The organism is Variovorax sp. GW821-FHT09D04 (assembly GCF_059416405.1).
The window spans coordinates 318,390-333,822 of sequence record NZ_JBWKPA010000004.1 but is presented as its reverse complement, the minus strand read 5'-3'; the positions used below and the strand labels follow the sequence as shown (position 1 = coordinate 333,822).

Below are 15,433 nucleotides of genomic sequence, written 5' to 3'. Positions count from 1 at the left end.
CCGACCCCAAAGGAAAGCAAGACCATGACCCCCACTTCTGCGCAGGCCCCCGCGCGCGCGCCGTACAACGCGGCGGACGAGGCATTGTTTTCGAAGGTCAGCTGGCACCTGCTGCCGCTGTTGATCCTCTGCTACATCGTCGCCTTCATCGACCGCATCAACATCGGCTTCGCGCAGCTGCAGATGAAGCAGACGCTGGCCTTCAGCAACGAGGCCTATGCGCTGGGCGCGGGCATCTTCTTCATCGGCTACTTCCTCTTCGAGGTGCCCAGCAACCTGATGCTCGAGAAGATCGGTGCGCGCAAGACGCTGCTGCGCATCATGTTCTGCTGGGGGCTCGTGGCCTCGGCCATGATGTTCGTGGAGACCACGACGCAGTTCTACGTGCTGCGCTTCCTGCTGGGCGCGTTCGAGGCGGGCTTCTTCCCGGGGATCATCCTGTACCTCACCTACTGGTACCCCTCGGCGCGGCGCTGCAAGGTGATCTCGATCTTCATGACGGCCACGGCCATCGGCTACCTGCTGGCCGGCCCGCTCTCGGGCTGGATCATGAAGTACATGAACGGCCTGGGCGGCCACCACGGCTGGCAGTGGCTGTTCGTGGTGCAGGGGCTGCCGGCCTCGGTGCTGGGCGTCGTCGCGTTCTTCTACCTGAAGGACAAGCCCGAGCAGGCCAACTGGCTCACGCCGTCCGAGAAGCTCGCGCTGCGCAACCACCTGGACAACGAGCCGCATGCGGTGGAGACCGCCTCGCACGGTTCGTTCTGGGCGCTGCTGCGCGACCCCAAGGTGTTCACGATGGCCTTCGTGTACTTCCTGTTCCTGGGCGCCAACTACACGCTGGTGTTCCTGGTGCCAACGCTCATCAAGAACTGGGGCGTGGGCGACGTGTTCATGGTCGGCCTGCTGTCGGCCATTCCGGCGGTCTTCGGCGCCGTGGGCATGGTGTTCGTGGGCCGCAGCTCCGACAAGCACCTGGAGCGGCGCAAGCACTTCTTCTTCTGCGTGGCGCTGGCTTCGGCGGGCCTGCTGGTGGCCGTCTTCAGCGGTGGCAACCTGGTGCTGGCGCTGGCGGGCCTCGCGGTGATGAGCATCGGCCAGTCGGCCAACACGCCGATCTTCTTCGCGGCCATCAGCGAGTACCTGCCGCGCAAGTCGGCGGCCGGCGGCATCGCGCTGATCAGCAGCCTGGGCAACCTCGGGCCCGCCGTGATGCCGGTGATCACCGCGTGGATCACCACCGCCACCGGCAGCTCGGACAACAGCATGTTCCTGGCGATTGGGCTGTGGCTGCTGTCCGGCGTGGTGCTGCTGCGCGTGATGCGGCCCGCCGCCGCCGGGCGCACGCAGTTCGCGCCGGCCTGATTTTTTTGTTACCCGCTATTTCATTCACACAAGGAGATTCGATCCATGGCAACCAGCAAGACCGCAGCCAACGCCAACCCGCTCTTTCCCACGGCGCTGCCGTCGATGGAAGATTTCAGCAAGCTGATCGAGCAGCTCAAGCTGCCCGGCGTGGACGTCGGCGCGCTCGTGGAGTGGCAGCGCAAGGACATGGAGGCGCTGGCCGAGGCCAACCGGCAGGCCTACGAAGGCATCCAGTCGCTGGCGCAGCGGCGCGGCGAGATCCTGCGCGACACGCTGGCCCAGTGGCAGGACGCACTGAAGGACGCCACTGGCAAGGACGCCATCTCCAAACAGGCCGAGGTCGCGCAGCGCGGCGTGCAGCAGGCCGTCGACAACTTCCGCGAACTGGCGCAGCTGGAAGCGCAGGCGCGCAACAACAGCTGGAAGGTGGTGCAGGACCGCCTGAACGAGAACATGGCCAACCTGCAGCAGCTGCTGCAGCCGAAGAAATAGGGACGCTCCCGCGGACGCAATGTCCGCGCAACGACTGCTGGTAGCCTTGCCGGATTGTTCAGGCGCGCCTCGCCCCGCGAGGTCGCGCGATCCGGATGAATCAGAAAGGACTCAGCGCGTGGTTGTGACAGGGAGAAGATGGGGCGCGTGCGCCGCGTTGACGGCGGCATTGCTGGTGGGCGCATGCTCCACCACGCCCAGCACGCCGGTGGCGGGCCCCGGCGAGTACGTCGTGCAGACGGGCGACACGCTCTACCGCATCGCGCAGCGGCACGGCCGGACGACGGCCGAGATCGCCCGCTGGAACCAGATCAAGGACCCCGACCAGCTCGAAGCCGGGCAGGTGCTGCGCGTGGTGCCGCCCGGCGGCGCCGCGACGGGGGCTGCCACGCCCCCGCCGCGCAGCAGCAGCGGCGGCAGTGCCGAAAAAGCCAAGCCCGCGCCCGCACCCCGCGAGCGCGACCCCGTGGTGCCGCCCGCCTCGCGGCGCAGCGACTGGGGCTGGCCGACGCAGGGTGCGGTCATCGCCGGCTTCAACGGCAACAGCAACAAGGGCCTGGACATCGGCGGCAGCAGCGGCGAGCCCGTGCACGCGATCGGCGCCGGCTCGGTGGCCGCGACGGAGACGATGCGCGGCTACGGCAGCGTGATCATGGTCGACCACGGCGGCTCGTACATGTCGATCTACACCAACGTGGGCACCGTGGGCGTGAAGCAGGGCCAGCGCGTGCAGCGCGGCCAGAAGCTCGCCGAGATCGGCCCGGCCGAGGGCGGCCGCGCCAAGCTGCACTTCGAGATCCGCTACCGCGGCAAGGCCGTCGATCCGCGCCTGTACCTGCCGGCGAAGTAAGCGAACGGGGCCCTCAGCCCTGCGGCCGGGTGAGCAGGTCGAGCTCGGCCCGCAGGCGCCGCACCGCGACTTCATGGCGCCGCGTCTGCGGTCCGCGCCCGTGCGTGCCGGCTTTCAGGATGAGCCGCAGCTGTTCGCGCTGCAGCTGTGCCTTCAGGCGCCGGGCGCGCTTGCCGAATTCCTTGCCCATGTCGCGGCGCACGCGGTAGCGCAGCAGCGGCGCGCCCAGGCGCACCCATTCGTCGTCGCGGATCAGCTCGCGCTCGGGCACGAAGTAGGCTGCCAGCGCATGCAGGTAGGTGCCGTTCTCGCGCGCGGCGGCGCGCCAGACGAAGGCGGCGGCGATCACCACCGGAATGCCCTTGACGATGAGCAGCAGCGCGATGCCGACAAAGCCGTCGTCGAAGCGGTCTTCGAGCAGCGGCGAGTTCCAGATGAAGTGCATCGCCCAGGCCAGCGCGAAGTAGAAGAGGGCGCAGCCGATGCGCGCCGCCATCGAGCGCTGCGGGTTCAGCAGGAACCACGCGACGCCGAACGAGGCGATGGTCGTGTAGGCCGCATGGCTCCACAGCCCGCTCAGCAACCCGCGCATGAGCAGGTGGTAGAGCACCGGGTACACCTGGTTCTCGAGTGGGAAGTTCACGGCGCTGTTCACCGTGTAGCTCAGGTTCTCGATCACCTGGAAGCCCAGCCCGGCCATGGCGCCGACGATCAGCACCGACAGGTACGTTTCGAACTGGTTGCGCGCGATCAGCACCAGCAGGATCACGCCCGCGAGCTTCAGGAATTCTTCGGTGATCGGCCCCGCGATGGCCGGCCCCCAGGCCGCCACGAACTCCGGCGACACCAGCTTGGCGCACAGGCTCTGGATGGCGATGTTGGCCGGCGCCGCGAAGTACACCGCGCCCAGCCCGCCCCACGCAAAGGCCAGCACGTAGGCCTCGGGGGGGTGCTGCTCCAGCAGGTCGAGCGTGCGGAAAAACAGCACGAAGGCCGCCGTGTAGCCGCCCCACACCAGCAGGCCCAGCAGCGCGGTGACGGGCACCACGCGAAAGCCCAGCGAGAACATCGACACCGTGTAGAACAGGCCGTTGAGGATCAGCGCCGCGAGCAGCCAGAACGCGGCGCGCTGCGGCTGGAAGAACGAGTCGGTGCCGATGGGCCAGTCGGCGTCTTCCTGGGTCGCGATGGGAGCTTCAGTGGTGGTGCTCACAGCGGTGCCTCCAGGTCCATCGAGTCGAGCATCCTGCGGGCGTCGGCCAGCGCTTCGTTGAAGCCGTCGGTGGGGCCGTACACATCGATCTGCACCAGCGAGCGGCGCGGCGTGTCGACCACCTGCCAGAAGCGGCCGGCGAGCTTGGCGCCGTAGTAGGCGAAGGTTTTGCCCTGCAGGCCCCAGCCGGTGACGAAGTCGGACACGTCGCCTTCGACGGTCAGGCCCTGGCCGCGCTCCATGAGCCGCTGCTGGCGCACCATCGGGCCGTCGGGCCCGCCCATCCACAGGCGCGTGGTCACGAGGAACTTGTGGCCGCCCTTGAAGAGCATGAGCGACTGGCCGGCCTTGGAGCGCGACACGTCCATCTGCCAGCCCGGCGCGGGCTCGAAGCGTGCGTGGGCGACCGACACCGTCTCGCCCGCGGGCAGCGGCCGGCTGCCGGGCGTGTGGTTGTTCCAGAAGGTGAGGCCACCAACGTACGCGGCAATGGCCAGGAGGATCGCGAGCGCGCCCGGCCAGGTGCGGTACGGGATGCGGCGGGACGGTTGAAGCATCCGTGGATCGTGCCACACCGAGGCGACGGCGCGGGGCGCCGCCGCTGTTTTCAGGCCGTCAGAAGGCCATGCGAATGCCAACGTCGTAGCCCAGCGCCCGGTGCGGCTGCATGCCGTTCGTGGTCGCGTAGGCCGGCTGCGGGAAGATCGCCGGCAGGCTCAGCACCAGCGGCGTCACGCCCATCACCGTCGGGTTGTTGCGGCCGTTGGCGATGTGGATGCGCGCCACCGAGGCATACAGCGCCGTGCGCTTGGAGAGGTTGTGCACGTAACCCAGCGCCAGCTTGTTCACCGACGAATTGCCGTCGGGCAGGCCCAAGCCGTTGACGAAGCGCACGCGCGCATACGAGGCGCGCACCACGCCCGCGCCCAGCGGCACGTTCACGCCGGCCATGAGGCCGTCGTAGCGGTCGCTCAGGCGCAGCGAGGCGTTGGCAAACGGCGTGGCGCTGTGGCGCACGTCACGCACGCGCGACCATTCGCCGAACACCTTCACCACGCCGAAGTCGTAGGAAGCGCCGAGGTTCAGGCTCTTGATCTTCTCGCTCTGCGCGGCGGCGCTGGCCAGCGTGCTCTCGCCGTAGCCCAGCGCCACGTCGGCCGGGCCGCTGGCCCAGCCGATGCGCCCGCCCACGTAGCGCCCGCGCTGCGAGGGGCTGTCGGGCGTGTTGCTGACCTTCGTGTTCTCGTGCAGCGCGTACTGCACCTGGCCGTAGAAGCCGCCCAGGTTCGGCGGCAGGAAGTAGCTGATGGCGTTGCTGGTGCGCAGGTAGCTGTCGGTGCCGGCCGAGAGCCCGCCGTTCAGCAGGCCGCCCGTGGCCAGCGCGCGCGAGGCCGCGATGTTGCTGTTGACCACCGCGATCAGGTTGGTGCCCACGCCGTTGACGCTGAAGGGGTCGAACACCGCGTCGTTCCAGAACGAGGCCGTGTAGTCGCGGCCCAGGCGCACTTCGCCGAAGGGCCCGCTGAGGCTGAGCGTGGAGCGGCGTCCGAAGTTGGTGATGCCGCTGCCCGTGTCGTTGCTCAGCGGCGCCTCCAGCCAGAAGCTCGCGGCCAGCCCGCCGCCCAGGTCCTCGGTGCCGCGAAAGCCGATGCGGCTGGACGCATTGCCCGAGGGCGACAGCACGGTCTGGCTCTGGCGCAGTTCGGCCGGGCGCAGCGGGTTGTACGAACTGCTGGTGGTGCGGTAGTGGCTCACGCCCGCGTCCATCACGCCGAACAGCGTGAGCGAGGATTGGGCGAGGGACGCGCCTGCAGCGAGGGTCGCGGCTGCGGCGGCGATGAGGGTCTTCTTCTTCATGGGCTTGTCTCCTGGTTGTTGTGTGTGTTGTCGTCTCTGTCGTCGTAGGGGCGGCGTGTCAGGGCGCCCAGCGCAGCAGCGCGAGCACCAGCGCGGCGATGAAGACGGTTTCGCCGACCATCAGCACCACCGGCTTGAGTCCCACGTCGACCAGCTCGCGCAGTTGCGTCTTCATGCCGATGCCGGCCATCGCCGCCACCAGGCACCAGCGCGACAGGTCGCTGCCCGCGGTGGTGAGCACGGGCGGCAGCCATCCGGTGCTGTTGAGCGCCACCAGCGCGGCGAAGGCCACCGCGAACCACGGCAGCAGCGGCGGGCGCTGGCCGCCCACGGCCTTGCCGGTGGCGCGCGTGAACATCACGGCGAACAGGATCACCGGCAGCAGCGCCGCCACGCGCATCAGCTTGACCAGCGTGGCCGTGTCGCCCGTGGCCTGCGACATGCCGTAGCCCGCGCCCACCACCTGCGCCACGTCGTGGATGGTGGCGCCCAGGAACACGCCGGCCGTGTGTTCGTCCATGCCGAGGGCGCGCGCGACCAGGGGGTAGGCGATCATCGTGAGCGTCGACAGCGCCGACACGCCCACCACCGTGAACAGCGTGGCGCGTTCCTTCAGCGGATGCGGCGGCAGCGCCGCGGCCAGCGCCAGCGCGGCCGAGGCGCCGCAGATCGCGGTGGCGCCGCCGCTGAGCAGGCCGAACAGCACGTTGAAACCCATCAGCCGCGCCACGACCATCGACACGCCGATGGTCAGCACCAGCGACACCGCCACCAGCAGCACCGGGTGCCAGCCCAGTGCCACCACCTGCGCGGCCGTGATGCGCAACCCCAGCAGTGCCACGCCCCAGCGCAGCACGTGGCGCGCGGTGAACTCGATGCCGGGTTTGCACGGGCCCTCGGCCGAAAGGAAGTTCATCGCCATCCCGAGGATGAGCGCGAACAGCATCACCGGCGCACCGTAGTGCTGCGACAAGAAGGTGGACGCGGCGGCGACCACCGCGCAGGCGAGCACGCCCGGAAAGAGCAGGCGGCCGCGCGCCGGCCATGCGGCGACAGACAAGGCGGTCATGAAAACCTCAGGGCACGAGCACGGTGGCGCCGGTGGTCTTGCGACCTTCGAGGGCGCGGTGCGCCTCGGCGGCATCGGCCAGCGCGAAGCTCTGCTGGGGCTCGCTCACGATGCGGCCGGCCAGCACGTGGCCGAAGAGTTCGTCGGCCATCGACAGCATGTGCGGGCGTGGGTGGATGTAGTGAACCATCGCAGGTCGCGTGAGCCAGATCGAACCCTTCGCGGCCAGCACCTGCGAATCGACGACCACGGCGCCAGACGACGTGCCATTGCTCACCAGCGTGCCGCGCGGCTGCAGGCAGTCGAGCGAGGCCTCGAGCGTGTCCTTGCCCACCGAGTCGTACACCACGGGCACGCCCTTGCCGTCCGTGATCTCGCGCACGCGCTGGGCGATGTTCTCGCGCGAAGTCACGATGGTGTGCGTGCAGCCGTTGGCCTTGGCGACCGCAGCTTTCTCGTCGGTGCTCACGGTGCCGATCATCGTCACGCCCATCGCACGTGCCCACTGGCAGGCGATGAGGCCGACGCCACCTGCGGCTGCGTGGTACAGGATGGTCTCGCCACCCTGGAGCGGATAGACCTGGCGGAACAGGTACTGCGCCGTCATGCCCTTCATCATCAGCGTGGCAGCGGTGCGATCGGAGATGCCATCGGGCAGCGGGATCAACACATCGGCCGGCATCACACGCACCTGCGAGTACGCACCCTGCGGCCCGATGAGGTAGCCCACGCGGTCACCCACACGAATGTCGGTCACGCCCGGCCCCACGGCTTCGACCACGCCCACGGCGTCGGAACCGAGCCCGTTGGGCAGCGCCAGCGGATAGCGCCCGGTGCGGAAATAGATGTCGATGAAGTTGACCGCGATGAGGCTGTGGCGCACGCGCGCCTGGCCCGGGCCGGGCTCGCCGACCTCGACGTGTTCGAGCTTGAGCACGTCGGCGCTGCCGGTCTCGTGGAAGCGGATGGCTTGGACCATGGGGAATCTCTTTCGGTAGGAAGGGCGGGCAGAAAGGGTTCAGCCCGCCGAGAGTTCGTCGATGAAGGCCTGCGCGCCCGGCCATTCGCCGTAGCCCGAAGCGGGGTTGAGGTGGCCGACCTCGCCGAGGTCGACCAGGCGGCTGCCCCAGCCCTGCGCCATCTGCACCACGCGATCGAAGGGCGCCAGCGGGTCGTTGCGGCTCGCCGCCACGATGCTCGGGAACGGCAGCGGCCCGCTGGGCACCGGCAGCCAGCCGCCGGCGCGCAGGGCTTCGACGCTGGGGTAGCCCTCGGGCATCGGCCGTTCGAAGTCGGGCGGCGTGGCCAGCAGGGCGCCGCGCACCGGCCGGCGCGTGCGCTGCGCCCAGTGCGCCAGCATCACGACGCCGCCGCTGTGCGCCACGACGACCAGCGGCCCCTCGACCGCCTGCGCCTCGCGCTCGATGGCTTCCACGCGCGCGGCGCAGTCGAGGTCGTCGCGGCCCATGGGCGGCACGGCGCGCACGCGCGGCAGGCGTGCGGCGAGCAGGGTCTGCCAGTGGCTGGCGACGGCGTCGCGCAGGCCGGGAACGATGAGGACGGTGGGTGCGGTCATGTCGGCCTGCACCCTCACTGGTTGAGCTGGATGTTGTAGGTCTTGACGATCCGCGCGTTGCGCTCGTACTCGTCGTGCGTGATCTTCGCGAGCTGCTCGGGGCTCTCGCTGGTCATCGGCACGAAGTTCTGCGCGATGAGCCGCTCCCGCACCTTCGGCGAGGAGGCGGCCTTCGTGAGGACCGTATTGATCCGCTTGACGAGGTCGTCGGGCATCTTGGCCGACACGATGGCGCCGGCCCAGTTCGAGAAGTCGATCTCGTCGAAGCCCTGCTCGGCCATCGTGGGCACATCCGGCAGCTGGGCCAGCCGGGTCTTGGCCCCGACCCCGAAGACCTTCACCTTGCCGGCCTTGATCAGCGGCAGTGACGTGACGATGCCGTCGAACAGGATGTCGACCTGGCTGCCCATCAGGTTCTGCAGCGCCGGCGGCGAGCCCGGGAACGGCACGTGCTGCAGGTCCAGCCCCGCCTTGCGGGCAAAGATGGCGCCGGCGTAGTGCGAGCTGGTGCCCGCGGAGTACGAGGCGTAGCTGCCCGGGCTGCCCTTGCCGGTCTTCAGGTAGGCGATGAGCCCTTTCAGGTCGTTGGCCGGCACCGACGGCGCACTCACCAGCACCATCGCCGAGCGGGCCACCATGGTCACCGGCTTCACGTCCTTGACCGGGTCGAAGCTGGTCTTCATCACCAGGGGAATCTCGGTCAGGATGTTGCTGACCATGAACATGATGGTCTGCCCGTCGGGCGGCGCGCTGTTGAGCGCCTGCACCCCGATGGCGCCGCCGGCGCCCGGCTTGTTGTCGACGATCACCGGCTGCCCGATCTCGGCCGAAATGGCGTCGGACAACACGCGGGCCACGACGTCCATGGTGCCGCCCGCGGGTGCCGGCACCACGATCCGCACCGGCTTGGTGGTCCAGGCATGGGCGAGCAGGGGCGCGGCGGCCAGGGCGGCTGCCCAGGGCTTCAGGCGGCGAAGGATGTTGTGGGTTTTTTTCATCGCGATGTCTCCAGGTGTTCTGGTGCCGGGGGTGGGGGTGCTCAGGCCGCCTTGCGCAGGAAGCCCTGCTGCGCGCCGTTGCGGTTCGGCGCGAAGCCGTTGGCCGCCAGCGATTCCTCGACGGTGTCGTAGAACACGCCGATCTTGGATATCTCGCGCGCCTGCTTGGCGGTGGCGATGGGGCGGCCGAACTGGCGCGAGATGGCCACCAGCTGCTCGACCTGCGCCACCGTGCCCATCTTGGCGGAGCGCGACTGGTTCCAGAGGTTGTCCTCGATGCCGCAGCGCACGTGCAGGCCCATGGCGATGCCCATCATGTTCACGGGCAGCACGTTGCGCATGGAGCTCTCCACCGTGAGCACGGCGCCGTCGGGCACGGCGCGCACGAAGTTGGCCAGGCTGTAGATGTTGGGCACGTCCATGCCGCCGCCGATGGCCACCCAGTTCATGACCAGCGGGCCCTTGTAGACGCCACGGCGCATCAGCCGCTCGACCGAGTCGAAGCTGTTGATGTTGTAGCACTGGAAGGCGCTCTGGATGCCGGCCTTGGTGAGGCGGCGGATGTGTTCTTCGGCCCAGCCCGGTTGCGCGGGCACGGTCATTTCCTTGTAGGCGCGGTAGACCTCGGGGTCTTCCATCGAGGTGCCCCGGGTGTCGGCGTCGTCCCAGTGCTCGACCACGTTCATCTGCGAGGTGTTGATGGTCACCGTCACCTGGTCGGGCGTGGGCTCCAGCTCGGCCAGCATGTGGCGCGTGTCGTCGCTCAGCCACTTGGCGGCGGCGCCTTCGCTCTCGGGTGCGAAGCTGATCGAGCCGCCGACCTGGATGATCATTTCGGGCACGGCCTTGCGCACGCCGGCGATCAGCTCGTTGAACTTCGACAGCCGCTTGCTGCCCTTGCCGTCGAGTTCGCGCACATGCAAATGCAGCACGGTGGCGCCGGCGTTGTAGCAGTCGACCGCCTTCTGGATCTGCTGCTCCATGGTGACGGGAATGTCTTCCGGAAAGTCGGCGGGCACCCACGACGGTGCGTAGGGCGCGGCGGTGATGACCAGCGGCTGCTGGTTTTCGGGGAACAGATGGCCGTCGAGAAAGTTCATGGCAGGACCTCGGGAGAAAGGAAGAAGGAAGGGAGAGGGCGCATGACGTGCCCGCTCAGAAGACCGCGTCGCCGACGATGCCGGCGCGTTCCATCTTTCGATGGCAGGGCGGGTAGTCCATGACCGCGTAGTGCTGGGTCGAGCGGTTGTCCCACATGGCCACGTCGCCCGGCTGCCAGCGCCAGCGCACCTGGTACTCGGGGATCTGCACCTGGCTCACGAGGTAGGCCAGCAGCAGCGCGGCGCCGGGCTGGTAGTCCTGCCCGTAGCGCACGTTGGCCGGCGTGTGGAAGTTGGTGAAGTGGGTCGTGAAGCCGTTGACGAACAAGATCTTCTCGCCCGTGTCGGGGTGCGTGCGCACCACCGGGTGCTCGGCGTCGGGAAACTGGGCCTTCAGCGCCAGGCGCTTCTCGATCGGCATCGCGGCGCCGAAGGTGGCCTCGATGCTGTGGCGCGCGCGCAGCCCCGCGATCTGCTGCTGGATGTGCGCGGGCAGCTTCTCGAAGGCCAGCGCCATGTTGGCCCACATGGTGTCGCCGCCCACCGGCGGGCACTCGACGCAACGCAGCACGCAGCCGAAGGGCGGCTTCTCGCGCCAGGTGGCGTCGGTGTGCCAGCTGTTCTCGTAGCGGTCGACCGGCGTCTCGGGGTTCTTGTAGATGCGCACCAGGCCCGGGTGCTCGGGGTCGCTGCCGACCACGGGGTGGTCTTCCAGCTCGCCGAAGTGGCGGGCGAAGGTGACGTGCTCGGCGCGCGTGAGTTCCTGCTGACGGAAGAACAGCACCTTGTGCTGCACCAGCAGCGCGCGGATCTCGGCCGCCAGGCCGGCGTCGCGCGAGGCTTCGGCCAGCGACACGTGGCGCAGCTCGGCGCCGATGGCGCAGGTCACGGGGTGGACCTGGATGCCGCGCGTGTGCACGGCGGGGGCCCCGTTCGAGAGGCCTGGCTGGATCGTGGAACCCATGTGTCTTGTCTCCTGTGCCGGTCGTGGGGTGCCGCTGTGCGGCGGTGACCGTGCTGGAAGCAAGAATAGGTCGGGGCCCCTGCGCGCGCCCCCTCCTCGCAGGAGGGGGCGGCGGCCCTGGAGGGGAGGGAGAAACCCTCGGTGCCCGGCGGCGAGCCCTCAGTGCCCCGCGGCGAGCAACCCCAGGATGCGCGCGCGCTGCACCACCTGCGTGCGCGTGCCGGCGTCGAGCTTGGCGAACAGGTTCTTCACGTGCCACTTGACCGTGGTTTCGCCCACCTGCATGGCGCGCCCGATTTCCTTGTTCGACAGGTTGCGCGCCAGCAGCACCAGCACCTCGCCCTCCTTGGGCGTGAGCACGGTGCCGGGCGAGGCCGGTGCCGCAGGCGCGGGCACGGGCGGTACGGCGGGTGCGAGTGGGGCGACCGCGATCTCGGCCTGCGCGCCCTCGGCCGCGAGCGTGCCGACCCAGGCGCCCAGCTCGGGGTGCGCGTCGGAGAACACGCGCTGCAGCCCATAGGCGCGCGCCAGGTCCATGGCCTCGCGCAGCAGCGCCTGCGCCGGCTGGCCGCAGCGCTCCAGCGCCAGCGCGCGCAGCCCCAGCAGCTCGATGTGCAGGCCGCCCTGCTTGCGCTGGCGCGCCTGTTCGTCGGCACGCGCCAGCTTCGCGAGGGCGTCGGGCCAGTCGCGCGCGGCGATGGCTGCATGGGCGCGCGCCACGTCGCGCAGCGCTTCCACGCTGCGCCGCCACAGCGGGCCCTGCGGCAGCGTGGGGTCGGCCAGTTGCGCGTCGATGCGCTCGCACAGTTCGCGGCAGGTCTGGGCGCGGTGGCGCTGCGCGTGCAGGCGCACCTGCTCGGCCAGGCTGGCGATGCGCAGCCGCGGCAGGCGCCGCGCGGCGCCGGCCGCGTCGAGTGCGTCCAGCAGTTCCAGCGCGCGGTGCTCGGCGCCCTCGGCCGCCGCGATGCGCGCCGCCGTGCGGTAGGCCTGCAGCAGCGATTCGGGCAGGCCGCTGTGCTCCAGCACGTCGAGGCGGTTGGCCAGCAGCGTGGCGGCGTCGCCCGGCAGGTCGCGCTCCCAGGCCACCGACGCGAGCAGCGCGGCCAGGTTGCAGCTGAAACGGTGGCGCCGGCCCATCTCGGCCTCGGCACCGGCCACGGCGGGGCGCAGCAACTGCTCGGCCAGCAGCACCTGGCCTTCCCACGCATAGCTCAGGCCGATGACCAGCTCGCTCCAGCGCCGGATGTAGTCGACGCCGTGGCCCGGGTGCCCGCGCAGGGCCTGCTGCTGGCGCAGGCGCGCGAGCGCCGGCTCGCCCTCGAGCAGCGCGCGGTAGGCCATGCGGTTGGCGTGCGACTGCAGCAGCAGCGGGTCGGTCAGCGGCACGGCCTCGGTCCAGGGCGCGTGCAGTTCGACGAAGCGGTCGGGGTCGTCCGCGAACACGGCCGCGCCGCCGAGGATCAGCGCGCATTCGCAGCGCAGTGCATCGCTCACGTCGGGCTGCGCCAGGATGCGCGCCACGAAGCGGCCGGCTTCTTCATGCCGCTCGCTCGATGCGAGCGTCCATGCCGCGGCGAGCAGCAGGCGCGGGCGACGGTCGAGTTCGTCGGCCGGCATCTGCGCCATCCATTCGAGCACCGTGGCCTGCCGGCCGCGCCGCATGAGCGATTCGTACAGGCTGCGCTCCGCGAGTTCGTAGGCGGTCTGGTGCTGGCCCGCGCTCAGCGCGTGGTGGGCGGCCTCGTCGAGCAGCTCGTGCGCGGCCAGCCACTGCGCCGCGCGCGCATGCGCCGCCACCTGCTCGGCGGCGTCGAGCGCGGCGAAGCGCTGGCGCAGCACGTCGCGCGCCAGCGCATGCATGCGCAGCCACTCGCCCCCTTCGGCGGCGGCGAACACCGGCGTGTCGTTGCTCAGCCGCGCCAGCCGCGCCGCGGCGTCGTCGACGCCGGAGACGGCGCGGCACAGCTCGGGGTGCAGCAGGTCGAGCACGGCGATGCGGGCCAGGAAGTCGCGGTCGTCGGGGTCGAGGTTGACCAGCAGCAGCCGCACCAGCTCGCCCTGCAGCTCGCCGGCGGCGGCCGTCATGTCGCCCAGCACCGTGTGCGCGGCGTGCGCGTCGGCCCCGCGCGCGATGATGGTCGTGGCCAGCTGCAGGCCCAGCGGCCAGCCTTCGGTGAGCTCGTGCAGCCGGGCGGCGGTGTTGCGGTCGACGCGCGTGCCGAAGCGCGCCTGCACCAGCTGCAGCGTCTCGTCGAGGCTGAACTTCAGCAGCGCCGGGCCGATCTCCACGCACTGCCCGTAGGCCACGAGGTCCTCGATGTCGAGCCGGCCGTCGGGGCGCGTGGCAATGAGCGTGCGCACGTTGGGCGGCGCGTTGCGCAGCAGGTAGGCCAGCGCCTCGCGCGAGGCCGGCGGCAGGCGGTCGGCCTCGTCGATGACCAGCACCACGTTCAAGGCCGCCTGTGCCAGTTCGGCCAGCAGCGCGGTGACGCTGCCCAGCGTGCCGGGCCGGTCGTCCTGGAACAGGCTGCGCCCGAACGCGGGGCGGCCCATGGCGACGCGCAGCGCCAGCGCCAGGCTCTGCACCAGCCGACCCGGGTCGTCCTGGCTTTGCGCCGAGACCCAGCCGACCGGCACGCCCAGGCCCAGGTACTCCAGGCGCCACTGCGCCAGCAGCGAGGTCTTGCCGAAGCCCGACGGCGCCTGCACCACGCACACCGCGTGGTCGCGCAGCGCGTCGGCGCTCGACAGGAGCCGCGCGCGCGAGACCAGGTGACGCGGGACACGGGGCGGCGTCACCTTGAGCAGCAGGTCGCGCGGGGCGCCGCTCGCATCGGGGGGCGGGAAAGTGGCCAAGGCTCGTTCGTGCTCGTGAGAAGAAGAACGGGCCCGATTCTCCACGTCAATCGCGCGAGGCCGAAGCGCGGCGCGGCACCCCCCGCCGCGCGCGGCTGGCCTTGGCGCTGCAGCCGTACTGCGCATGGAACCAGCGCGACAGCCCGCTGGGCGCGCAGAAGCCGAGCAGCCCTGCGACCTCGGCCAGCGGGCGGTCGCCCTCCAGCACGTGGCGCACGGCGAGTTCCTTGCGCACGTCGTTGACGATGGCCGAGAAGCTCTGCCCGTCGTCCGCGAGCCGGCGCTGGATCGTGCGGCATTCCACGCCCACGTGCGCCGACACCTGCGCGATGCTGCAGCGCCCGCTGGGCAGGAGCAGCAGCACCGCGCGCCGCACGTCGCCCGGCAGCGCGTCGCCGGGCGCCGGCGCTGCCGCGTCGAGCAGCTGCCGCGCATAGCGCGCCATGGCCGGGTCGGCCGAAGGGTTGGGTGCGTCCAGGTCGTCGCGCGCGCAGACGATGCCGTGGAAGTCCTGGTCGAAGGCGACGGCCGCGCCCAGCACGCGGTGGTGCGTGCGCAGGTCGCGCGGCGCGGGGTGCGCCAGGCACACGCGCCGGGGCTGCCAGTCGGCGCCGAGAAACTGGCGCAGCAGGCGCAGCATCACGCCCAGCGCCAGTTCGATGCGCTGGCGCGTGGCGCGGTGCGCCTTGCCGGGCTGCACTTCCTCGCGGATGACCACCACCTGGCCGAAGGCCTCGACCATCAGCGACAGCGAGCCGTTGAGCAGCGGCTGGTAGCGCATCAGCACGTCGAGCGAATCGCGCAGCGTCGGCTGCTCGCGCACCAGCAGGCCGACGGCCCCGAGGTTCGACAGCCGCCGGCCCTCGGCCATGCACAGCCCGAAGGCTTCGTTGCCCGAACGCTCGGCCGAGGCCTGCAGCAGCGCGGCGACGCGGTCGACCGGAATCATCAGGTCGGGCTCGTCCAGCACGCGGGGGCTCAGGCCGGCGTCCAGGAGCATGCGCACCGGGTCCAGGCCGCTGGCGCGGGCGACCTCGCTGTAGTGGGTGAGGCTTGCCGCGCGGACCAGGGAGGACATCGCAAGTCCGCA

Annotated in this window: 14 protein-coding genes; 3 read left to right on the top strand and 11 right to left on the bottom strand. The window is 70.4% G+C overall.

Features of this window, described 5'->3' with window-relative positions; all coding sequences use genetic code 11:
* Positions 1–24 precede the first annotated feature (24 nt).
* From AC07O4_RS15870 to AC07O4_RS15860, 3 genes are all read left to right on the top strand, one after another.
* Positions 25–1,365: an MFS transporter gene (locus AC07O4_RS15870; protein ID WP_495305063.1), complete on the top strand. Its 1,341-nt coding sequence runs from the start codon at positions 25–27 to the stop codon at positions 1,363–1,365.
* Positions 1,366–1,410: 45 nt separating this feature from the next.
* On the top strand, positions 1,411–1,860 hold the full coding sequence (phaP, locus tag AC07O4_RS15865; protein ID WP_062482377.1) for a TIGR01841 family phasin: 450 nt from the start codon (positions 1,411–1,413) through the stop codon (positions 1,858–1,860).
* 175 nt (positions 1,861–2,035) lie between these two features.
* Positions 2,036–2,710 (top strand): peptidoglycan DD-metalloendopeptidase family protein, encoded by a 675-nt coding sequence (locus AC07O4_RS15860; RefSeq protein ID WP_495305062.1) that lies wholly within the window; start codon positions 2,036–2,038, stop codon positions 2,708–2,710.
* 13 nt (positions 2,711–2,723) lie between these two features.
* Here AC07O4_RS15860 and AC07O4_RS15855 read toward each other — a convergent pair whose 3' ends face one another.
* The 11 genes from AC07O4_RS15855 to AC07O4_RS15805 form a co-directional block, all read right to left on the bottom strand.
* Positions 2,724–3,923, bottom strand: coding sequence for a PrsW family intramembrane metalloprotease (locus tag AC07O4_RS15855; RefSeq protein WP_260685052.1), 1,200 nt, complete (start codon positions 3,921–3,923; stop codon positions 2,724–2,726).
* The gene (locus AC07O4_RS15850; RefSeq protein ID WP_062482400.1) at positions 3,920–4,480 is read right to left on the bottom strand and encodes a hypothetical protein; all 561 of its coding nucleotides are present in this window, start codon (positions 4,478–4,480) and stop codon (positions 3,920–3,922) included. Before AC07O4_RS15850 ends, AC07O4_RS15855 begins: the two co-directional genes overlap by 4 nt.
* A 58-nt stretch (positions 4,481–4,538) precedes the next feature.
* On the bottom strand, positions 4,539–5,780 hold the full coding sequence (locus tag AC07O4_RS15845) for a porin (protein WP_495305061.1): 1,242 nt from the start codon (positions 5,778–5,780) through the stop codon (positions 4,539–4,541).
* A 58-nt stretch (positions 5,781–5,838) separates the two neighbouring features.
* Positions 5,839–6,849, bottom strand: coding sequence for a YeiH family protein (locus AC07O4_RS15840; protein WP_495305060.1), 1,011 nt, complete (start codon positions 6,847–6,849; stop codon positions 5,839–5,841).
* 7 nt (positions 6,850–6,856) lie between these two features.
* On the bottom strand, positions 6,857–7,828 hold the full coding sequence (locus AC07O4_RS15835) for a quinone oxidoreductase family protein (RefSeq protein ID WP_495305059.1): 972 nt from the start codon (positions 7,826–7,828) through the stop codon (positions 6,857–6,859).
* Positions 7,829–7,867: 39 nt separating this feature from the next.
* Positions 7,868–8,425, bottom strand: coding sequence for an RBBP9/YdeN family alpha/beta hydrolase (locus tag AC07O4_RS15830; protein ID WP_495305058.1), 558 nt, complete (start codon positions 8,423–8,425; stop codon positions 7,868–7,870).
* A 14-nt stretch (positions 8,426–8,439) separates the two neighbouring features.
* Positions 8,440–9,423 (bottom strand): tripartite tricarboxylate transporter substrate binding protein, encoded by a 984-nt coding sequence (locus tag AC07O4_RS15825; RefSeq protein ID WP_495305057.1) that lies wholly within the window; start codon positions 9,421–9,423, stop codon positions 8,440–8,442.
* A 41-nt stretch (positions 9,424–9,464) separates the two neighbouring features.
* Entirely contained in the window at positions 9,465–10,523 is a 1,059-nt protein-coding gene (locus AC07O4_RS15820) for a beta-keto acid cleavage family enzyme (RefSeq protein ID WP_062482971.1), read from the bottom strand.
* 55 nt (positions 10,524–10,578) lie between these two features.
* The gene (locus AC07O4_RS15815; RefSeq protein ID WP_492738101.1) at positions 10,579–11,427 is read right to left on the bottom strand and encodes a TauD/TfdA dioxygenase family protein; all 849 of its coding nucleotides are present in this window, start codon (positions 11,425–11,427) and stop codon (positions 10,579–10,581) included.
* A gap of 219 nt (positions 11,428–11,646) precedes the next feature.
* Positions 11,647–14,343: a helix-turn-helix transcriptional regulator gene (locus AC07O4_RS15810; RefSeq protein WP_495305056.1), complete on the bottom strand. Its 2,697-nt coding sequence runs from the start codon at positions 14,341–14,343 to the stop codon at positions 11,647–11,649.
* A 46-nt stretch (positions 14,344–14,389) separates the two neighbouring features.
* Positions 14,390–15,421, bottom strand: coding sequence for an AraC family transcriptional regulator (locus AC07O4_RS15805; RefSeq protein ID WP_495305055.1), 1,032 nt, complete (start codon positions 15,419–15,421; stop codon positions 14,390–14,392).
* Positions 15,422–15,433: the final 12 nt, after the last annotated feature.